Annotated in this window: 16 protein-coding genes; 5 read left to right on the forward strand and 11 right to left on the reverse strand. The window is 64.9% G+C overall.

What is annotated here, in order from left to right; genetic code table 11:
* Position 1 precedes the first annotated feature (1 nt).
* Positions 2-853, reverse strand: coding sequence for a flagellar motor stator protein MotA (motA, locus tag IFT75_RS16675; protein ID WP_122480391.1), 852 nt, complete (start codon positions 851-853; stop codon positions 2-4).
* A gap of 169 nt (positions 854-1,022) precedes the next feature.
* Between motA and IFT75_RS16680 the strand changes: the two genes are divergently transcribed.
* The 4 genes from IFT75_RS16680 (at position 1,023) to IFT75_RS16695 (ending at position 6,250) form a co-directional block, all read left to right on the forward strand.
* The gene (locus IFT75_RS16680) at positions 1,023-2,543 is read left to right on the forward strand and encodes an HDOD domain-containing protein (protein ID WP_342214384.1); all 1,521 of its coding nucleotides are present in this window, start codon (positions 1,023-1,025) and stop codon (positions 2,541-2,543) included.
* 43 nt (positions 2,544-2,586) lie between these two features.
* Entirely contained in the window at positions 2,587-3,402 is an 816-nt protein-coding gene (locus IFT75_RS16685) for a rhodanese-like domain-containing protein (protein WP_185794977.1), read from the forward strand.
* 9 nt (positions 3,403-3,411) lie between these two features.
* Entirely contained in the window at positions 3,412-4,311 is a 900-nt protein-coding gene (asd, locus tag IFT75_RS16690) for an archaetidylserine decarboxylase (RefSeq protein ID WP_192055779.1), read from the forward strand.
* Between the two features lie 157 nt (positions 4,312-4,468).
* Entirely contained in the window at positions 4,469-6,250 is a 1,782-nt protein-coding gene (locus tag IFT75_RS16695; protein WP_192055781.1) for a molecular chaperone, read from the forward strand.
* Positions 6,251-6,262: 12 nt separating this feature from the next.
* Here IFT75_RS16695 and serB read toward each other — a convergent pair whose 3' ends face one another.
* Positions 6,263-7,213 (reverse strand): phosphoserine phosphatase SerB, encoded by a 951-nt coding sequence (gene serB, locus IFT75_RS16700; RefSeq protein ID WP_240998861.1) that lies wholly within the window; start codon positions 7,211-7,213, stop codon positions 6,263-6,265.
* A 192-nt stretch (positions 7,214-7,405) separates the two neighbouring features.
* Here serB and IFT75_RS16705 point away from each other — a divergent pair, with 192 nt between their 5' ends.
* On the forward strand, positions 7,406-8,908 hold the full coding sequence (locus IFT75_RS16705) for a histidine kinase (RefSeq protein WP_192055784.1): 1,503 nt from the start codon (positions 7,406-7,408) through the stop codon (positions 8,906-8,908).
* A 60-nt stretch (positions 8,909-8,968) separates the two neighbouring features.
* On the opposite strand, the gene IFT75_RS16710 is transcribed toward IFT75_RS16705, so the two are convergent.
* The 9 genes from IFT75_RS16710 to IFT75_RS16750 form a co-directional block, all read right to left on the reverse strand.
* The gene (locus IFT75_RS16710; RefSeq protein WP_122480397.1) at positions 8,969-9,673 is read right to left on the reverse strand and encodes a PqiC family protein; all 705 of its coding nucleotides are present in this window, start codon (positions 9,671-9,673) and stop codon (positions 8,969-8,971) included.
* 169 nt (positions 9,674-9,842) lie between these two features.
* Positions 9,843-12,098: a DNA topoisomerase IV subunit A gene (gene parC, locus IFT75_RS16715; protein ID WP_192055786.1), complete on the reverse strand. Its 2,256-nt coding sequence runs from the start codon at positions 12,096-12,098 to the stop codon at positions 9,843-9,845.
* 7 nt (positions 12,099-12,105) lie between these two features.
* On the reverse strand, positions 12,106-12,630 hold the full coding sequence (locus tag IFT75_RS16720; protein ID WP_185794971.1) for a retropepsin-like aspartic protease family protein: 525 nt from the start codon (positions 12,628-12,630) through the stop codon (positions 12,106-12,108).
* Entirely contained in the window at positions 12,627-13,613 is a 987-nt protein-coding gene (locus IFT75_RS16725) for an esterase-like activity of phytase family protein (protein WP_425312024.1), read from the reverse strand. The genes IFT75_RS16720 and IFT75_RS16725 overlap by 4 nt, the downstream gene beginning before the upstream one ends.
* Before the next feature lie 8 nt (positions 13,614-13,621).
* Positions 13,622-15,526 carry a DNA topoisomerase IV subunit B gene (gene parE / locus IFT75_RS16730; RefSeq protein WP_043191207.1) on the reverse strand — a complete coding sequence of 635 codons (1,905 nt, stop codon included), beginning with the start codon at positions 15,524-15,526 and terminating at the stop codon, positions 13,622-13,624.
* Between the two features lie 35 nt (positions 15,527-15,561).
* Positions 15,562-16,170: a YqiA/YcfP family alpha/beta fold hydrolase gene (locus tag IFT75_RS16735; protein WP_122480400.1), complete on the reverse strand. Its 609-nt coding sequence runs from the start codon at positions 16,168-16,170 to the stop codon at positions 15,562-15,564.
* A 152-nt stretch (positions 16,171-16,322) separates the two neighbouring features.
* Positions 16,323-17,138 (reverse strand): 3',5'-cyclic-AMP phosphodiesterase, encoded by an 816-nt coding sequence (cpdA, locus tag IFT75_RS16740; RefSeq protein WP_122480401.1) that lies wholly within the window; start codon positions 17,136-17,138, stop codon positions 16,323-16,325.
* 92 nt (positions 17,139-17,230) lie between these two features.
* Positions 17,231-17,719 carry a DUF1249 domain-containing protein gene (locus IFT75_RS16745; protein WP_197975833.1) on the reverse strand — a complete coding sequence of 163 codons (489 nt, stop codon included), beginning with the start codon at positions 17,717-17,719 and terminating at the stop codon, positions 17,231-17,233.
* Complete coding sequence (locus tag IFT75_RS16750; protein ID WP_185794969.1) at positions 17,674-18,291, reverse strand: NUDIX domain-containing protein; 618 nt, start codon at positions 18,289-18,291, stop codon at positions 17,674-17,676. Before IFT75_RS16750 ends, IFT75_RS16745 begins: the two co-directional genes overlap by 46 nt.
* Positions 18,292-18,309: the final 18 nt, after the last annotated feature.

An 18,309-nucleotide genomic window follows, 5' to 3' on the forward strand; every position in this document is an offset into this window, starting at 1 on the left:
CTCAGCGACCGCGTACGGCTTGTTCGAGTTCGGCGAAGCTGGGCCGGTGCGCCGGGTACAGCACCTTGCGCCCGAACTCCACGGCCAGCGACGGCGGCATGCCCGAGGCCGAAGCCACCAGCGACGCCTTGATGGCCTCGTAGACGTTCAGTTCTTCCTTGGCATCATGGGCCAGGCAGGTCGCCAAGGGCCCGAAGAAACCATAGGCCGCCAAAATACCCAGGAACGTACCGACCAGGGCGGCGCCGACGTGACCGCCGATCGCTGCCTTGTCGCCATCACCCAGCGAGGCCATGGTCACGACGATACCCAGCACCGCCGCAACGATACCGAAACCGGGCAACGCATCGGCGATGCCGGTGACGGCGTGGGACGGGTGCTCGAGCTCTTCCTTCATGCTCAGCAGCTCCATGTCGAACAGGCCTTCGAGTTCGTGTGGGGCCATGTTGCCCGAAGACATGATGCGCAGGTAATCGCAGATGAACGCCATCATCTGCTCGTCCTTGAGGAGGGCTGGGTACTTGGCGAAGATCGGGCTGGCGGCGACGTCCTCGATGTCGGCCTCGATGGACATCATGCCCTCGCGACGGCTCTTGTTGAGGATCTCGAACAGCAGGCTCAGCACTTCCAGATAGAAGGCATGACTGAAGCGCGACTTGAACATCTTCAGCGACTTCTTCAGCACGATCATGGTGGTGCTGCCGGGGTTGGCCTGCAGGAACGCGCCCAGTGCGGCGCCACCGATGATCAGCACCTCGAAGGGCTGCACCAGGGCAGCCAACTGACCATGGGAAAGAACGTATCCGCCGAGCACGCTCGCGAACACGACAATGATGCCGATAATTTTAGCCATGGATAAAAAACACTTCAGAAGTCGGGTTCATGGACGAAAAAGGTGATGTTGAATCTGTTGTTCTCCTTATCGGCAGAACTGCGCCAGACTATAGGCAGCGGTTTTCAAAAGCCAGTTTGGTCCGTTCGTGTAGTCGGCCTGCATTCAGGCATGCATCAGGATAAGCATAGTGTCCAACGCCAAGCCTCAAACCCTCGACACCTGGCTCGCATTGCTCGATGGCGTGCGCCTGCCGATCCCCAGGCTCTACCACGACAAGGTTCGCGCGGCGATCAAGGACCGACGCCGCTCGCTGCGCGACATCGCTGACCTGATGCAGCACAGCCCGGCGCTGGTGCTCAGCGTGATGCGCGAAGCCAACCGGCATGCCAGCAACAGCCTGGCGGAACCGGCGGAAAGCCTCGAAGTGGCCCTGAACCGGCTGGGCCTGTCGCGTGCCGAAGAGTTGCTGATGCGCCTGCCCGCGCTCGACCCGCAGCAGATGCCGCTGACCCTGCGTCAGTTGCAAATGATCAGCCAGCATGCCAGCCAGCAGGCCAATGGCCTGTTCGCGGCACGGCTGGCGCGGCTGTGGCAGGAGATCCACTGGGGCAGCCTGTTGTTCCTGTCGCCGCTCTGGCCACTGGCTGCAACCTACCCCGAACTGCTCGATGAATGGGAGCGCCGGGTCATTGCCGAGGGCGAAGCGGCGGCCACGGTCGAGCAGGCGCTGTTCGGCGTACCGCTGCTGGTGCTCTGCCAGGCACTGGCGCAGAAATGGCGCTTGCCGGCCTGGGTGCTGCACGGCTATCGCCTGCTGCTGGGGGAACGGCGGGCGCTGGTGCAGGCGCTGCACATCGCCCGCGACAACCAGCACCGCCTGCGTCAGCAACAGCAGCTGGACGACGAGCCGGCGCTGCGCCGCTGGTTGAACCAGCCGGCCAATACCATCCTGATGGCCAATGGTCTGGCCCTGGCGGCGCAGCACGGCTGGTTCACCCCCCACCTGCAGCGCTGGCAGTACCTGAGCTGCCTGTACCTGCAAGTGCCGCTGGAGCAGGTGCAGCAACAGGTTCATCAACATGCGGTGCACAGCGCCCGTGTGCACTGGGCTACCGACCTGTGGCACCCGGCACGCAGCCTGCCGTGGCCGCCGCAGCACACGCCCGCGACGCAGGACAGCGAACCGGCGCCGGCACCCAGCGAAGCGGCACTGGCGGGCTGGCGGCACCTGTGCACGCAGCTGCTGGCCACGCCAACGCCGTTCAACAATGCCTTGCACCTGACCACCTGCGCGCGCGATGCACTGCTGGCATGCGGCATGCAGCGGGTCATGCTGCTGATGGTCGACCGCAGCCATGGCAGCCTGCGCGTGCACCAGAGCGCGGGGCTGCCCAAGGAGGCGGCCGCGCTGAGCCTGGGCATCGAGCACAGCAGCCTGTTGCAGCGGCTGCTTGCCCAACCGACGCAGTTGCGCATGGGCAGCGCCAACAGCGCGCAGCTGCAGGCACTGCTGCCGGCGACCCTGCGCGCGCTGTTCCGCGGTGAACACGTGCTGCTGCGCTCGCTGGGCGTCGAAGGCCGCGTGCACACGTTGCTGGTCGCCGACCAGGGCGGACGCCCGTTTTCCGAGATCAGTGTGCAGGGCTTCGGCAAGACCGCACAGTGCATCGAGCGCGCGCTGGACACCTTTACCAACCGCAGCCGGTAAGGCTTGCGCTACAATCGTCGTTCCGTTTTATCTGGAGACCCGAATGCCTGACTTCGCTGGCCTGCCCCTGGTGATCGAGCCCGAGGCGCTGAGTACTCGGCTCGATGCCGCCAACCTGATCGTGGTCGACCTGACCAGCGACGCGCGCTACGCATCCGGGCACATCCGCGGGGCGCGTTTCGTCGATCCCAAGCGTACCCAATTGGGTCAGCCGCCTGCACCGGGGCTGTTGCCCGGGCTGGCGTCACTGGAGCAGCTGTTCGGCGAGCTGGGTCACCACCCGCAGGCGACCTACGTGGTCTACGACGACGAGGGCGGCGGCTGGGCCGGACGCTTCATCTGGCTGCTCGACGTGATCGGCCATTCTCGCTATCACTACCTCGATGGCGGCATCCTGGCCTGGGAGGCCGCCGGCCTGCCGCTGAGCCAGGACACGCCAGCCAGCGCCGGCGGCCCGGTGTCGCTGACCCTGCACGACGAGCCCACCGCAACCCGCGAGTACCTGCAAAGCCGCCTGGGCGCCAGCGACCTGGCCATCTGGGATGCCCGCGGCCCGCTGGAATACTCGGGCGAAAAAGTGCTGGCAGCCAAGGCGGGGCACATTCCCGGTGCGATCAACCTGGAGTGGACCGCCGCCATGGATCCGGCGCGCCAGCTGCGCATCCGCAGCGACGTGGCGCAGATGCTCGACGGCCTGGGCATCACCGCCGACAAGGAAATCATCACTCACTGCCAGACCCATCACCGCTCTGGCTTCACTTATCTCGTGGCCAAGGCGCTGGGCTATCCACGCGTCAAGGGCTATGCCGGTTCCTGGGGCGAATGGGGCAACCACCCCGACACCCCCACCGAAGTTTAAGGACACTCAATGAAAGATCGCCTGTTCATCATCAGCCAATACCTGCTGCCCCATCACCTGCTCTCGCGCCTGGCCGGGTGCGTTGCCGAATGCCGCTCGCGCTGGTTCAAGAACGCCTTCACCCGCTGGTTCGCCGAGCGCTACAACGTCGACATGTCGCTGGCCCAGGTCGAAGACCTGAGTGCCTACGAGAACTTCAACGCCTTCTTCACCCGTGCCCTGAAGCCCGATGCGCGTCCGCTGGACCCGACCCCCGGTGCAATACTCTCGCCGGCTGACGGCGCCGTCAGCCAGCTGGGTACCATCGATCACGGTCGCATTTTCCAGGCCAAGGGTCACAGCTTCAGCGTGCTCGAACTGCTGGGCGGCGATCCAGACAACGCCGCTCCTTTCATGGGTGGCAAGTTCGCTACCATCTACCTGTCACCGCGCGACTACCATCGGGTGCACATGCCACTGGCGGGTACCCTGCGCGAAATGATCTATGTGCCGGGGCGCATCTTCTCGGTCAACCAGACCACTGCCGAGAACGTGCCTGAACTGTTCGCGCGCAACGAACGGGTGGTGTGCATCTTCGACACCGAACGCGGGCCGATGGCCATGGTGCTGGTGGGCGCGATGATCGTCGCTTCGATTGAAACCGTCTGGGCGGGCCTGGTGACGCCGCCCAAGCGCGAACTCAAGACCTTTCGCTACGACGAAGCCGCTCGCGCGCCGATCCATCTGGAGAAGGGTGCCGAGATGGGCCGCTTCAAGCTGGGCTCCACCGTGGTCATGCTGTTTGGCCCGGAGCAAGTCAAATGGGCCCATCATCTGGCCAACTTGTCACCGGTGAACATGGGCCAGGGCATCGGGCTGGCGGCCAGCGCGGACGACGTGGCGCCGGCGCCAGTTTCCACCGTGATCTGAACCGCCTGCAGCCTGCGCGGCGCAGCCTCGGCGACATCGAGGCTGCGACCGTTATCCAATGCTGTTAGAGTCCTTGCATACGGCCAAATGAATGGCCTGTCTTTTCTCGTCGTTCAAGCCCTCGAGCGACGACCTGAGTTGAACCAGGAAACGACCGATGTCGCCACGCCCCCATCTGTTGTTGCGCGCACCGACGCCATCGCAGTTGAGCCTGACCTTCTGCGAAGCGACCCCGCGCGACCTCAAGCGCTGGATTGCCAAGCTGCCCAAGGCCAATCTGGGGGAAACCGCCCGGTTGCTGTACCAGGGCCTCGGCGAGCTCAACCAGCTGCTCACGCCCAGCGAAAACCGCCTGCAACTGCTCGAGCTGCTGCGGCCCGAGGTGTATTTCGTCTGCAAGCATCTGGAACGACACTTCCTCAACCAGTCTATCGTTCTCGACGAACGCTCGCGCAAGGTCGCCAACCTGTGCCAGGCCCTGCAGAACCATCTGGCCATCGGCTACAAGCAGATCGTGCTGCGCATTAGCGCCACCTACGCGAAAGACCGTGCCTCCAAGGATCGCGCCACGCTCCTGGCCACCGCTGCGCAGCGCGCCCTGCACTGCCTGAATGGGCCAGTGATGCGCGCCAGCCTGCTGTACTGCCCGGTGCCCGACGGGGTCTGGCTGGAACTGCACCAGCTGTACCAGGCGGCCCTGGCGCATCAGTTGCAGAACGTCCCGATCAACGATCCGCTGGCCGCGCATGGCACGACCCTGAGCGTGCAGCAAAGCTACACCGCCGCCTTGTTGCTGGGCAGTTCACGCTGCAACCAGATGCGCCAGCAGGCGATCCTGCGTCTGGCCGAAGTGCTCGAGGCCTGGAGTCTGCTGGTGCGTGTGCAGCCTGCCACCCTGGCTTCGAGCCTGTTCGCCATGGCGCCCGACGAAGACAGCCCGCCGCGCTACAAGACGCTGTATGAAGAGGACCAGTTGCCACTGCTGGTCGGACTCGACCCCGCCGATCTGGTCGAGGCGATCAAGACGCACCTGGAAATGCCGGTCGAGCAGCGTGCTCAGTCGCGGCTGATCCCCAGCAACTTCAGTATCGATCTGCTGCAACACGTGGCGGCCGCCTGGGGCGATGTGGCGGAACGCACCTTTACCCGCACCCCCGGTCAGGGCAACCTGACGGTGTGCATCGGCATGAGCGCGCTGCATTACTACATTGGCGGCGAGCGTTCCTTCAGCGAGATCCTCAAGCGTCCGGCCCTTTCCCAGAGCGCGCAGTTCGTGCCGGGCGCCGCCACCCAGTCCTGGAGCAGGCCGAGCGAAACCGACCGGCACGGCGACTACGAAGAAATCCAGTACGACCTGCCGAGCGGCGAAGGCAGCGGCGCCGCCAGCGCGTCCAACAATGACCAGCACTTCCCTACCTACGCTCTGCAGATCGTCAACCACAGCCCCGGCGGCTATTGCCTGGCATGGCCAAGGGAAGTCCCGCCGCAGCTGCAGGCCGGAGAAATGATCGGTATTCAGGACACTCAGGCCCAGGGCTGGAGCGTGGCGGTAGTGCGCTGGATCCGTCAGGTGCGCAGTGGCGGCACGCAGATGGGCATCGAGCTGGTGGCACCGCACGCGCAGCCATGCGGTCTGCAACTGGTGCGCGTCAGCGAGCAGAACAGCCAGTTCCTGCGCGGCCTGTTGCTGCCGGAAATCCGCGCCATCGACATACCCGCCTCCCTGCTGGCCCCACGCATGCCGTTCCTCGAAGGCAACAAGGTGATCATCAACACCCAAGGTGAAGAACGCCCGGCCGGCCTTGGGCAGCGCATGACCGGCACCGGCAGCTTCAACCAGTTCGAATACCACCTGCTGGAAGTGGCCAAACCGGCGCCGGCCGGTGCCGACGATGCTGCACCCGAAGAAGACTTCGATTCGCTGTGGAAAGACCTCTGAGCCAGGCTGCGTTCAGTCGCGGCGGCCCAGCAGGTACAGCACGGCATCCAGCCCCAGCACGCTGATGGCCTGACGCGCCGACTGGCGTACCAGCGGCTTGGCACGGAACGCCACGCCCAGGCCTGCAATCGCCAGCATGGCCAGGTCGTTGGCGCCATCGCCCACGGCGAGGGTCTCGCTCAACTCCACACCCTGTTCACGAGCCAGCTGCTGCAGCAGGTCGGCCTTGCGCTGGGCGTCGACGATCGGCTCGACTGCCACGCCGGTGCATTTGCCGTCGACCACCTGCAGTTCGTTGGCGAACACATGGGTGATGCCCAGGCGCTCCTGCAACTGCCTGGCGAAATACGTGAAGCCACCGGACAGAATGGCCGTCTTCACACCCATGCGGTTGAGTTCGGCGAACAGGCGCTCGGCCCCTTCACTCAGGCGCAGCTGCGCACCGATGTCATCGAGTACCGCAACGTCGAGACCGTCGAGCAGTGCCAGACGCGCCTTGAAGCTGGCGCGAAAGTCGATTTCGCCGCGCATGGCCTGCTCGGTGATGGCCGCGACGCGTTCGCCGATGCCGGCCGCCTTGGCCAGTTCGTCGATCACCTCGGCCTCGATCAGGGTCGAATCCATGTCGAACACCGCCAGGCGTGGCTGTCGGCGCTGAGGTGATTCGGGCTGGTAGACGATGTCCAGACCCAGCGCGGCGCTGAGCTCAAGCACTTGCCCGCGCAATTGCAGCGGCTGCTCCAGCGTGCCGAGCAGGCCCAGCTCGAAACAGGCGTTGCCGCCCGCCGCCGCAGACAGGCGCTCGATGCTCGCCAACGCCAAGCCATGCTCGCTCAGCAGGCTGATAACCTGCTGCAAGGCAGGGTAACCGACCTGGCGCCCCATCACGCTGACCACATGTTCAGCCGGCGTGGCGGACTGGGCGGCGCTGAACGTGGTATCGGCGGCCAGAGCGGCGCGCAAGGCATCGGCGATGCCCGACTGCTCCCGAGCGGTGATGTTGAGCAGGACGATTTCGCGCAAGAGGCACCCCGTTTCATGAAAAAAAACGCATTCTAACCACTTTCAGTGACCATCGGGCACAGGCAGCGCTTTGCCGCTCGGAGGGTGCTCGTTATACTGCGCGCCAACTTCACGGACAAAGAGCCGCGCTCAGTGAACCGGCCTACGCCAGTCAAAACCGACAACTTCTTCCTGCTGATCTTCCGAGCCGTGCGCCACCGTCGAGTGCCCCTGGCTTTGCGCATCGCGTTCACCAACATCGTGCTGGTTGCCATAGCCCTGGTGATCTACGCCTGCGTCATGGGTCTGCAGTTCAAGCAGGCCATGCACGAGCAGGCCGACGCGGTGGGGCAGAGCCTGACTACGCAAACGGCCACGTCCGCTACCGAGTTGCTGGTGTCCAACGACATTCTCAGCCTCAACGTGCTGCTCAACAACCTGGTGAAGAACCCGCTGGTCGCCCACGCGGCGATCTTCAGCCCGGACAATCGCATTCTCGCCGAAGCCGGACAGCGCCCCAAAAGCGGCCTGCTGGGGCAGAGCCAGGGGCTGTACGAAACCAAGATCAACTTCCAGGATGCGCTGGCCGGGCAACTGCGCATCAGCCTGGACATGAATCAGTTCCAGCAGCCGTTGACCATCAGCCTGCAAAGCATGGGCGTTCTGGCCGGTATCCTGTTGGTGCTGGCACTGGCGTTGAGCCTGCGGCTGGGTCGCTACATTTCCACGCCGCTGCTGCAACTGCGGGTCTGGTTGCGCAACCCCGACGAGTTCACCCCGGCCACCCAGCGCACCGACGAGATCGGCGACCTGGCCCGGCAGCTGCACGCACAGCTGGCGCCAGAGCCGCGCGAGCCAGAGGTCGAACCCGACGACACCGACGAAGACGAGGTGCCGCACGCAGCGCCACCCGTGCGCACGGCAACCGCCAAGCCGGGCCCCTTCCCGCCCGTGGCAGCCAAGCCGGTAAAACCGGTCATGCGCCAGATTCAGGCTGACGAAGACGAAGAAGACTTCGGTGACGACCCGTTCGCCGACCTGCGCGAAACCCCGGTGGCCGTGATCAAGCAGCCGACCACTGCCGTGGCTCGGGTGCACACCGACAGCGCCGTGCTGGCCGTGCAACTGGGTGCGCAGGAACAACTGCGTCGCCTGCCCAAGGCACGTCTGGCCGAGCTGCTGGAGCGTTATCACGACTGCCTGCAACAGGCCGCCTCGCTGTACGAGAGCGAAGTGCACATGCTCAACGACGGCAGCACGCTGATGCTGTTCCACAGTGAACACAGCGGTGATGACTACCTGACCAACGCGATCTGCTGCGGCGAACTGTTGCGTGCCCTGGGCCATGCCTTGCAGATCGAGGTCGCCGACAGCGGCATCACCCTGCAACTGCAGTTGGGTCTGGTGCTCAGCGATGACGTTCATGGCTTGAATTCCATCGACCTGCTGCTGACCGAATCGGCGCAGGATGCACTGGCGCTCTCGCAGCACAGTCGCAACCTGCTGCTGGTGGTGCGCGAGATCGGCGAAGACCCGCTGATCCGTCAACGCGCGCGCATTCGCTCGATCGCCAGCCCCGAAGGGGCCTGTTGCGTCGAGCGGCTGCTGGAGCCCTACCCGTCCCTGCTGGAACGCCAACTGGCACGAATCAGCTGATTGGTTGAGCGTTTGCCCATAAAAAAAGCCCGCAATGCGGGCTTTTTTGTGGGCGCCGTTCTAGAAGCGGAACACTTCCAGATCGGTGCGGATGGGCGTAGCCAGAGGAATCCGCGACTTTTCCTGCTCGCGGCGCACCTGCGCCGGCGCGGACTTGCGCTCCTCGACCAGCGCCGGCTGGTTGGCCAACGGCTTGAGCGCCGCAGTCAGCTGTGCGGCCAGGCGCTGCAGCAGTACGCCCTGGGCCTGGACTTGATCCGCGGTGCCGCCGTCATGCTTTTCCTCGAGATGGACGATGCGGTTGTCACGCACTTGCCCACGGCGGTCGAGGACACGCCACTGGGCATCCAGGACGGCAGGCTGGCCGCTGCCTGAATCGAGTCGAGTGATCGACAACAGCACCTGGGCGTCAGGCGTGAAGTTGGCGGGCGTAGGCGCCAACACCACGCGCTGGCTGTCCAGGCGCCAGGCCATCTGGCGCAACAGCAACTGGTCGATGTCGGCAGAAAGGCTGCCGGCCCAACGACCGTCGGTGGACGCTCTCAGGCTGCCGTCGGACTGGCGCTGCAGCAGCGTTTCGCGCTGCAGGTAGTCGGCCACGGATACTGGCCCCAGCAGCACGGCCATACCCCGACTTTCCTTGGGCAGCCCGGGGTTGCCGCTGTCGAGCTGGTACAGGGCCACCGGTTGATGCGTGCTGCATCCGGCCAGTCCCAGCACGCCGCTGAGCAATAAAATCACGGGAAGGCGCAACAGTTTCATCATTTCATCCAGGCGGCTGCCACACGGCAACCGCAGCAATACTCGACCGAGTCGTCTGGACGCTGCCGCTTGGCAGCGCCGCGAAAGGGCCTATCATCCGTGAATCCGCGCCCTGACTCCAGTGCTTGTCCGTCGAACGGCAGCACGGCCACCGTCCAGGCGCGGTCGTCGATCAGAGGTTTTCCACGACCAGGGCGTCGACACGCTGGAAACCGCGGGGCAGCTTGTTGCCACGCCGACCGCGCTCGCCTTTATAGTGCTCAAGGTCATCGGGCTTGAGCGACAGCGTGCGTTTACCCGCGTGCAGCACCAGCGTCGAGCCTTCGGCGACCACCGCAAGGTCAGTGACGAATTCTTCACGACTGGCCACGCGATCACCGGGAATGCCGATGATCTTGTTGCCTTTGCCCTTGCCCAGTTGCGGCAGGTCGCTGATCTTGAACACCAGCAGGCGGCCCTCGGTGGTTACCGCGGCCAGCCAGTTCCGTTCCCGATCGGGTACGGCACGCGGGTTGATCACCTTGGCCCCTTTGGGCAGGCTGAGCAGTGCCTTGCCAGCCTTGTTCTTGGCCTGCAGGTCTTCGCCCTTGACCACGAAGCCGTAGCCGGCGTCCGACGCGATGACGTACAGCGCGTCGTCGTCGGGCAGCATCACGCACTCGAAGGTGGCGCCGGGTGGCGGCGTCAGGCGGCCGGTCAGGGGTTCGCCCTGGCCACGGGCCGAAGGCAGGGTATGCGCGGCCACCGAATAGCTGCGCCCGGTCGAGTCGATGAATACCGCGAACTGGTTCGAACGCCCGATGGCTGCGGTCTTGTAGCCGTCACCGGCCTTGTAGGAGAGGCCCGTGGCGTCGATATCGTGACCTTTGCCACAGCGCACCCAGCCTTTTTCCGACAGCACTACCGTCACCGGCTCGGTCGGCATCAGCTCGTTCTCCGACAGCGCGCGTGCTTCGCTGCGCGCAACGATCGGCGAGCGACGCTCGTCGCCATAGGTTTCGGCGTCCTTGATCAGCTCGGCGCGCACCAGCTTCTTCAGCTTGCTTTCGCTGCCCAGCAGCGCCTGCAGCTTGGCGCGTTCCTTGGCCAGTTCTTCCTGCTCGCCGCGGATCTTCATTTCCTCGAGGCGCGCGAGCTGACGCAGGCGCGTGTCGAGAATGTAGTCGGCCTGGATCTCGGTGAGGGCAAAGCGTTCGATCAGGCGCGCCTTGGGATGCTCCTCGGTGCGGATGATGTGGATCACTTCATCCAGGTTGAGGAAGGCGATCAGCAAGCCGTCCAACAGGTGCAGGCGACGTTCGACCTTGTCCAGGCGGAACTGCAGGCGACGGCGCACGGTGTTGACACGGAACTCCAGCCATTCGACCAGCAACGTGCGCAGGTTCTTCAACTGCGGGCGACCGTCCAGACCGATGATGTTGACGTTGACCCGGTAGGTCGACTCCAGATCGGTGGTGGCGAACAGATGCTGCATCAGGTCGTCGACTTCGACGCGATTGGAGCGTGGAATGATGACGATGCGACACGGATGCTCGTGGTCGGATTCGTCACGCAGATCGGCCACCATCGGCAGCTTCTTGGCCTGCATCTGCGCCGCGATCTGTTCCAGCACTTTGGCGCCGGACACTTGGTGCGGCAAGGCGGTGACGACTACGTCGCCGTCTTCCAGGCGATACACCGCGCGCATGCGCACCGAGCCGCGGCCGGTCTGGTAGATTTTCAGCAGATCGGCGCGCGGGGTGATGATTTCCGCTTCGGTCGGGTAGTCGGGGCCCTGGATGTGTTCGCAGAGCTGCTCGATCGTCGCCTTGGGCTCGTCGAGCAGGCGCACACAGGCGCTGGCCACTTCGCGCAGGTTGTGCGGTGGAACGTCGGTGGCCATGCCTACGGCAATGCCGGTGGTGCCGTTGAGCAGGATATTGGGCAGCCGTGCCGGCAGCACCGACGGCTCGTCGAGGGTACCGTCGAAGTTCGGCACCCAGTCCGCCGTGCCCTGGCCCAGCTCGGTGAGCAGCACCTCGGAATAGCGCGACAGACGCGCCTCGGTGTAGCGCATCGCGGCGAACGACTTGGGATCGTCCGGTGCGCCCCAGTTGCCCTGGCCATCGACCAGCGTGTAGCGATAGCTGAACGGCTGGGCCATCAGGACCATGGCCTCGTAGCAGGCCGAGTCGCCGTGGGGGTGGAACTTGCCGAGTACATCGCCCACGGTACGTGCGGACTTCTTGTGCTTGGCGTCGGCGTCCAGGCCCAACTCGCTCATGGCATAGACGATGCGTCGCTGGACCGGCTTGAGGCCATCACCGATATGCGGCAAGGCGCGATCCATGATCACGTACATGGAGTAGTTGAGGTAGGCCTGTTCGGTGAAGTCAGCCAGGGACCGGCGTTCTACGCCGTCAAGACTGAGATCGAGGGAATCGCTCATGCAAGCCTCATCGTTTCGTGGTCTGGCGCAGCAGCAAGTTGCCGCCGCGCTGAGTGAATTCAAGTTGTTTCAGGGCGCTCATGCCCAGCAGCACCTGGTCGCCGTCGAAGCCCGGCACCACCAGGGCGCGGACATTGCTCAGGCGTATATCGCCCAGCTGCAGAGTGGCGATCTCGGTGCGATAGCCTTGGGTCTTGCCATTGGCAGTGGTCAGCAGCACCGGCGCACCGCGGGCCAGATCGAGCTTGCGCGCGACCGCTTCGGGCATGGCCACATCGGTGGCGCCGGTGTCGAGCATGAATTGCACCGGCTGCCCATTGATGAAGCCGCCGCTGACGAAGTGCCCCTGGCCATTGCCGGCCAGTTGCACTTCCACGTAGCCGTCGCCGTGCTGGGAAACCGGCACCGCATTGGGATTTTCTCGACGCTGTTCCCAGTCACCGAAGAACTGCGTGGCCAGGTACAACGCTGCGGCCCAGGCCAGCAGCATCAACACCTTGCCAACACGCCTGCCCGGTGCGGCCTGGCTCATGGCGCGGCGCTCCAGCCGCCGGCGGGGGCCGCGAAGCGCCAGACCACCGGACGCCGCTCGCCATCGGCGCGGGCCCACTGGTTATTGTCGGTGCCCACCCATGCCCCCTCGGCATCGACGCTCAGCGCTTCGGTCAGACCGTAAGGAGCATCATAGCGGCGAGCCGGCAACAGCGCCTCGGCGGCGAACGACCAGCATCGCTCCACGGCAGCCGTGTCCGCGTCGCGACGACAGATGCGATAGGCATTGCGTTCCAGCGTGAACAGCTTGCCATCGAACCAGGCCAGATCGGCAAAATCGCGCGGCATGTGCCTGGCCCGGGGAATCTGCACCGGCAGGGCTTCCGCACCGCCTTCGGCAAGCAATACGCAACGCCCCTCACAGCTCCAGCTCAATGGCCGCTTGCGAACGGCCAGCAGGCCGCGCTGCTGACGTTCGGCAGCCAGCCACAGGCGGTCGCCCGCCAGATTGACGGTCAGCCCTTCGAACAGGGCATTGAAATGCAACAGCAGGTGGCTGGCGCGTGCCTGACTGACCAGGGTCGGGTCCAGGGTCAACCATTTCGGCTCGCCTGACACGGGAATCTGCAGCACCGCGACGTGGGATTCACTGACCAGGTATTGGTTGCCTCGGGCATCGCAGCTGATGCCTTCGAAATCCAAGTCGCCGCCACGCACGAAGGCCGCCGCCCAACTGCTCATGCGCAGACGAACGGGCAGCCCGCTGGGCGGTACCGGCGGCGCCTTGAAGGTTACGGCCGTGGCCTGCCAGTTGGGAGTCGAGGTATCGAGCCGATAGACCGTACCGTCCTCCCGGTCCGAAACGGCCCACAAGGTCTTGCGGCACAGCGCCAGGCCGGACAGGTTCCCGGTGGGCATACCGTCCACCGCGTGCTCGCCGACCAGGGTCAGCTCGGGCACGGGTGGTTGCCCCGACGCCACGGCCAGCGTCGGCAGGGCCAGGGCGAACAGGGCTGTCAGCAGCGCTGCGATCAAGCCAGCACCTCGGCCAGGTTGCCCTTGGACTCGAGCCACGCCTTGCGGTCGCCCGCACGTTTCTTGGCCAGCAGCATGTCCATGATTTCGGTGGTGCCGGCGAAGTCGTCCAGGGTCAGTTGCACCAGCCGGCGGGTGTTGGGGTCCATGGTGGTTTCGCGCAGTTGCGGCGGGTTCATTTCGCCCAGGCCCTTGAAGCGCGTGACCTGCGGCTTGCCGCGTTTCTTTTCGGCGACCAGGCGGTCGAGGATGCCGTCGCGCTCGGCCTCGTCCAGGGCGTAGAAGATCTCCTTGCCCAGGTCGATGCGGTACAGCGGCGGCATGGCGACGTAGACGTGACCGGCGTCCACCAAAGGCCGGAAGTGCTGGACGAACAGCGCGCATAGAAGGGTCGCGATGTGCAGGCCGTCGGAGTCGGCGTCGGCCAGAATGCACACCTTGCCGTAGCGCAGCTGGCTGATATCGGCGGCACCGGGATCGACGCCGATGGCCACGGCAATGTTGTGGACTTCCTGGCTGGCGAGTACTTCGCTGCCGTCCACCTCCCAGGTGTTGAGGATCTTGCCGCGCAACGGCAGGATCGCCTGGAACTCCTTGTCCCGCGCCTGTTTGGCCGAGCCACCGGCCGAGTCCCCTTCGACCAGGAACAGTTCGGAGCGGGCCGGGTCCTGCCCGGCGCAGTCAGCCAGCTTGCCAGGCAATGCGGGGCCCTGGGTGATGCGCTTGCGCTCGACCTTCTTGCTCGCCTTGAGGCGACGCCCGGCGTTGCTGATCGCCAGTTCGGCCAACTGCATGCCCAATTCGGGATGGGCGTTGAGCCACAGGCTGAAGGCGTCCTTGACCACGCCGGAGACGAACGCAGCCGCCTCGCGCGAGGACAGCCGCTCCTTGGTCTGGCCGGAGAACTGCGCATCCTGCATCTTCATCGACAGCACGAAGGCGATGCGTTCCCAGATATCTTCGGGCGCCAGCTTCAAGCCGCGTGGCAGCAGGTTGCGGAACTCGCAGAACTCGCGCATCGCATCCAGCAGACCCTGGCGCAGCCCGTTGACGTGGGTACCGCCCTGAGCCGTCGGGATCAGGTTGACGTAGCTTTCCTGAACGCTGTCGCCGCCTTCGGGCAACCACAGCAGTGCCCAGTCCACGGCTTCCTTGTTGCCTGCCAGGCTGCCGCAGAACGGCTCGTCGGGCAGGCGAGCGAATTCGGTGACCGCATCGATCAGGTACGAACGCAGACCGTCTTCATAATGCCACTCGACCTTCTCGCCGCTGCCCTTGTCTTCGAAGCTGACCAGCAGGCCGGGACACAACACCGCCTTGGCCTTGAGCACATGCTTGAGGCGGCTGACGGAAAACTTCGGCGAATCGAAGTATTTCGGGTCCGGGGCGAAGTACACGCTGGTGCCGGTGTTGCGCTTGCCGACGGTGCCGATGACTTCCAGATCGGTGGCCTTGAAGCCATCGGCGAAGGTCATCTGGTACTCGTTGCCGTCGCGCTTGACCCTGACCCGCACCTGATTGGACAAGGCGTTGACCACCGAGATGCCCACCCCGTGCAGGCCGCCGGAAAACTGGTAGTTCTTGTTGGAAAACTTGCCGCCCGCGTGCAGCTTGGTAAGGATCAGCTCGACGCCGCTGACGCCTTCCTCGGGGTGGATGTCCACGGGCATGCCACGGCCATCGTCGGACACTTCAAGAGAGTGATCGGCGTGCAGGATGACCTGGATAGAACGTGCATGGCCCGCCAGGGCTTCGTCGACACTGTTGTCGATGACTTCCTGGGCCAGGTGGTTGGGCCGACTGGTGTCGGTGTACATGCCCGGGCGCTTGCGCACCGGGTCGAGGCCCGAGAGGACTTCGATGGCGTCTGCGTTATAGGAGCTAGCGCTGGGATTGGCCATGGGGTCTCGTCGTCAGTCGTTCGTGAAAAGAGTGATCAAAGCTGGGCAAAATCGACGGCCTGGTAACGCGCCGCGTCGATGCCGGCGAATGCCAGCAGCGCTGGCAACTTTTGCGCAAAGCCTTGGAAGCCGTGGTCGCCGCCGTTTTCGATGTGTACGCTGCAGGCTTGGTAGAAGGCCGCAGCCTGGCGATAGTCGAGGGTTTCGTCGCCGGTCTGCAGCCACACCTGAAGCCGCTCGGGGTCGGTGGGCGCCGGCACTTCCAGCTCGGCAAGGGCCGTGACGTGGTCGCGGGTCAACTGCCAGCGTTCGCCCGTATAGTGGTTGGTCTGCATTCCCAGGTAGCCATCGAACAGGTGGTGGGGATTGACCACCGGATTGATCAACAATGCCTTGAGGCCGAAGCGCTTTGCCAGGTGCGTCGCATAGTAGCCGCCGAGGGAGCTTCCCACCAGCAATGGTGCGTCGAGCTGCGCCAGCGCGGCTTCCAGTTGGGCAATGGCCTGGCGCGGATGGTGGTGCAGCGCCGGCGCGCGTAGCTGGTCGGCCAGGCCGATGCGTTGCATCAGCGCGCTCAGCTGGCGGGCTTTCTGCGAATCCGGCGAACTGTTCAGACCGTGAATGTAGAGGATCGAACCGGGCATGGGGGCCTCCGGGCATAGAGATGGCGCGCAGTTTACCTTGTCGGGGGTGCAGTTGGGGTGTTGCTGCGTCGGTATATGGGCAAGCCGCAATCCTGGCGCGAAACCCTGCGGGAGCGGGCTCTGGCCGCGAAGGCCGCACTACCGCCTCTGAATCAGTAACCCGCCGCGTCCAGGTCCGGGGTGAAGGTGAAGTTCGCCAGCCGCGACACGCCGGTCTCGATCTGCCCGTCCGGCATCAGGCGCAGCCAGCGGTAGCCCGGCGCGCGGTTGTCCAGGGCGAAATCCTCACTGCCGGGCAGAAACTGAATGCCCGTGGACGGCGACGCCAGCAGGCGCAAGCCATGGGCGTGCCGGTCGATCTCCTGATGCACATGCCCCCAGAGCACACCACGCGCCTGCGGGAAACGCCCGAGCAGTTCGAACAGGGCCCCGGCGTTGCGCAGCCCGATGGGCTCTATCCATTGGCTGCCGATCGCGACCGGATGGTGGTGCAGGCACACCAGATGATGCTTGTGCGGTGCTTCAGCGAGCGCCCGCTCGAGCAACTGCAACTGATCGTCGGCCAGATGGCCGGCTGCCGAACCGGCGATGGCCGAATCGAGCAGCGTCACCCGCCAGGCACCCACATCCGCCACAGGCTCCAGCCACTGGGTGCCTTCTGCGGCTTGCCGCATGAGCGCCGGCTCGTCGTGGTTGCCGGGCAGCCAGCGCGTGGGTGCGCAAATGACCTGGGTGGCCTGCGCGAACGCCTGGTAAGACGCCAGCGTGCCGTCCTGGGACAGGTCACCGGTGGCGACCAGCAGGTCGATGCGCGGCTGCTCCTCGAGCACCTGCGCGACTACCTGCGCCAGGCTCCGTCGCGTGTTCAAGCCGAACATGGCACCGTCGGCTGCGGCCACCAGGTGGCTGTCGGAAAGCTGCACGAGCACTACCGGTGCATCGACAGCAGGATCAGATAGGCTCGACAAGACCGTCTCCAGGCAAAAGGGCGAACCGGCAAATTATGCGCAGCCTGGATGACAAGGGCAATGCGACCTGCGGCGCTCGTGCAGGCCGATGTTCAGCGTACCGCTTCGTACTCGTGGCCACAGGCCAGGCAATGACTCAGCCACTCACCCAGGAACAGATTGAGCTGGGCCTTTTCGTCAGGCTGGTGCATGGCCGCATTGGGGTAGGGATAGACGCTGCGGAAACGCCGGGCGTGCTCGGCGCTGACGACTTCGGCCATGCGCGCGTCGTGGTACACCTGCACCTCCATCTGCGGCACCGGCAGCCATGGCAGGCTGTGTTCCTGGCGTACGCGCAGGGTGGTGGTGTACGGACAGGCAAGTAGCACCTCCAGCGTCAGCACACCAAGCATCTGGTCGGCCTGGGTCATGGCGATGCGGCGTGACAACTGCTGGCTGCGCATGTCCGGCAGCAGGCGCATGAGCCGCGCGTAATTGGCTTCGCAGGCGGCCTGCAGGCCGACCAGATCGACGCGGTAGCGCTCGCGCAACGGGCTCACGACCACAGCCCCCTGACTTCGTCGCGGTTCAGGGCCAGCCATTGGATGGCGATGATCGCTGCCGCGTTGATAATTCGACCATCGCGCACGGCCTGCAGGGCATCGTCGAATGCCCAGACCTTGACGCGGATGTCCTCGCCCTCTTCTTCCAGGCCATGCAGACCACCTGCGCCCTCGCTGCTGCAGCGGCCCAGGTAAAGGTGCACGAACTCGTCGCTGCCGCCGGGTGACGGGAAGTACTTGCTGATCGGCCACAACGCTTCGATCTGCAGGCCCGCTTCCTCGTCGGCCTCGCGGTGCGCGACTTCCTCGGGCCGCTCGTCCTTGTCGATCAGCCCGGCGACCATTTCGATCAGCCAGGGGTTGTCGACCTTGCCCACCGCGCCGACCCGGAACTGCTCGATGAGCACCAGTTCGTCGCGAGCGGCGTCGTAGGGCAACACACACACGGCATCGTGGCGCACGAACAATTCGCGGCTGATCTGCTTGCTCATGCCACCGTTGAACAGCTCGTGGCGCAGGAACAGCTTGTCCAGTTTGTAGAAGCCCTGGAAGCAGAGCTCGCGCTTGTCGATTTCGACCGCCGAAGGCATTGATCGTGATGAATCTGGCATGGAAAAACCTCTTACTCG

Source organism: Pseudomonas sp. CFBP 8758 (assembly GCF_014841725.1).
Lineage (GTDB): Bacteria > Pseudomonadota > Gammaproteobacteria > Pseudomonadales > Pseudomonadaceae > Aquipseudomonas > Aquipseudomonas baltica.

What these genes read in the sequence shown, in the direction of transcription:
- parE (WP_043191207.1), bottom strand. Translation starts at nt 15,526, where the DNA reads ATGGCCAATCCCAGCGCTAGCTCCTATAACGCAGACGCCATCGAAGTC.
- IFT75_RS16710 (WP_122480397.1), bottom strand. Translation starts at nt 9,673, where the DNA reads ATGATGAAACTGTTGCGCCTTCCCGTGATTTTATTGCTCAGCGGCGTG.
- asd (WP_192055779.1), top strand. Translation starts at nt 3,412, where the DNA reads ATGAAAGATCGCCTGTTCATCATCAGCCAATACCTGCTGCCCCATCAC.
- IFT75_RS16685 (WP_185794977.1), top strand. Translation starts at nt 2,587, where the DNA reads ATGCCTGACTTCGCTGGCCTGCCCCTGGTGATCGAGCCCGAGGCGCTG.
- motA (WP_122480391.1), bottom strand. Translation starts at nt 853, where the DNA reads ATGGCTAAAATTATCGGCATCATTGTCGTGTTCGCGAGCGTGCTCGGC.
- IFT75_RS16735 (WP_122480400.1), bottom strand. Translation starts at nt 16,170, where the DNA reads ATGCCCGGTTCGATCCTCTACATTCACGGTCTGAACAGTTCGCCGGAT.
- IFT75_RS16745 (WP_197975833.1), bottom strand. Translation starts at nt 17,719, where the DNA reads ATGGCTGGCCCTGAACCGCGACGAAGTCAGGGGGCTGTGGTCGTGAGC.
- IFT75_RS16695 (WP_192055781.1), top strand. Translation starts at nt 4,469, where the DNA reads ATGTCGCCACGCCCCCATCTGTTGTTGCGCGCACCGACGCCATCGCAG.
- IFT75_RS16750 (WP_185794969.1), bottom strand. Translation starts at nt 18,291, where the DNA reads ATGCCAGATTCATCACGATCAATGCCTTCGGCGGTCGAAATCGACAAG.
- parC (WP_192055786.1), bottom strand. Translation starts at nt 12,098, where the DNA reads ATGAGCGATTCCCTCGATCTCAGTCTTGACGGCGTAGAACGCCGGTCC.
- IFT75_RS16720 (WP_185794971.1), bottom strand. Translation starts at nt 12,630, where the DNA reads ATGAGCCAGGCCGCACCGGGCAGGCGTGTTGGCAAGGTGTTGATGCTG.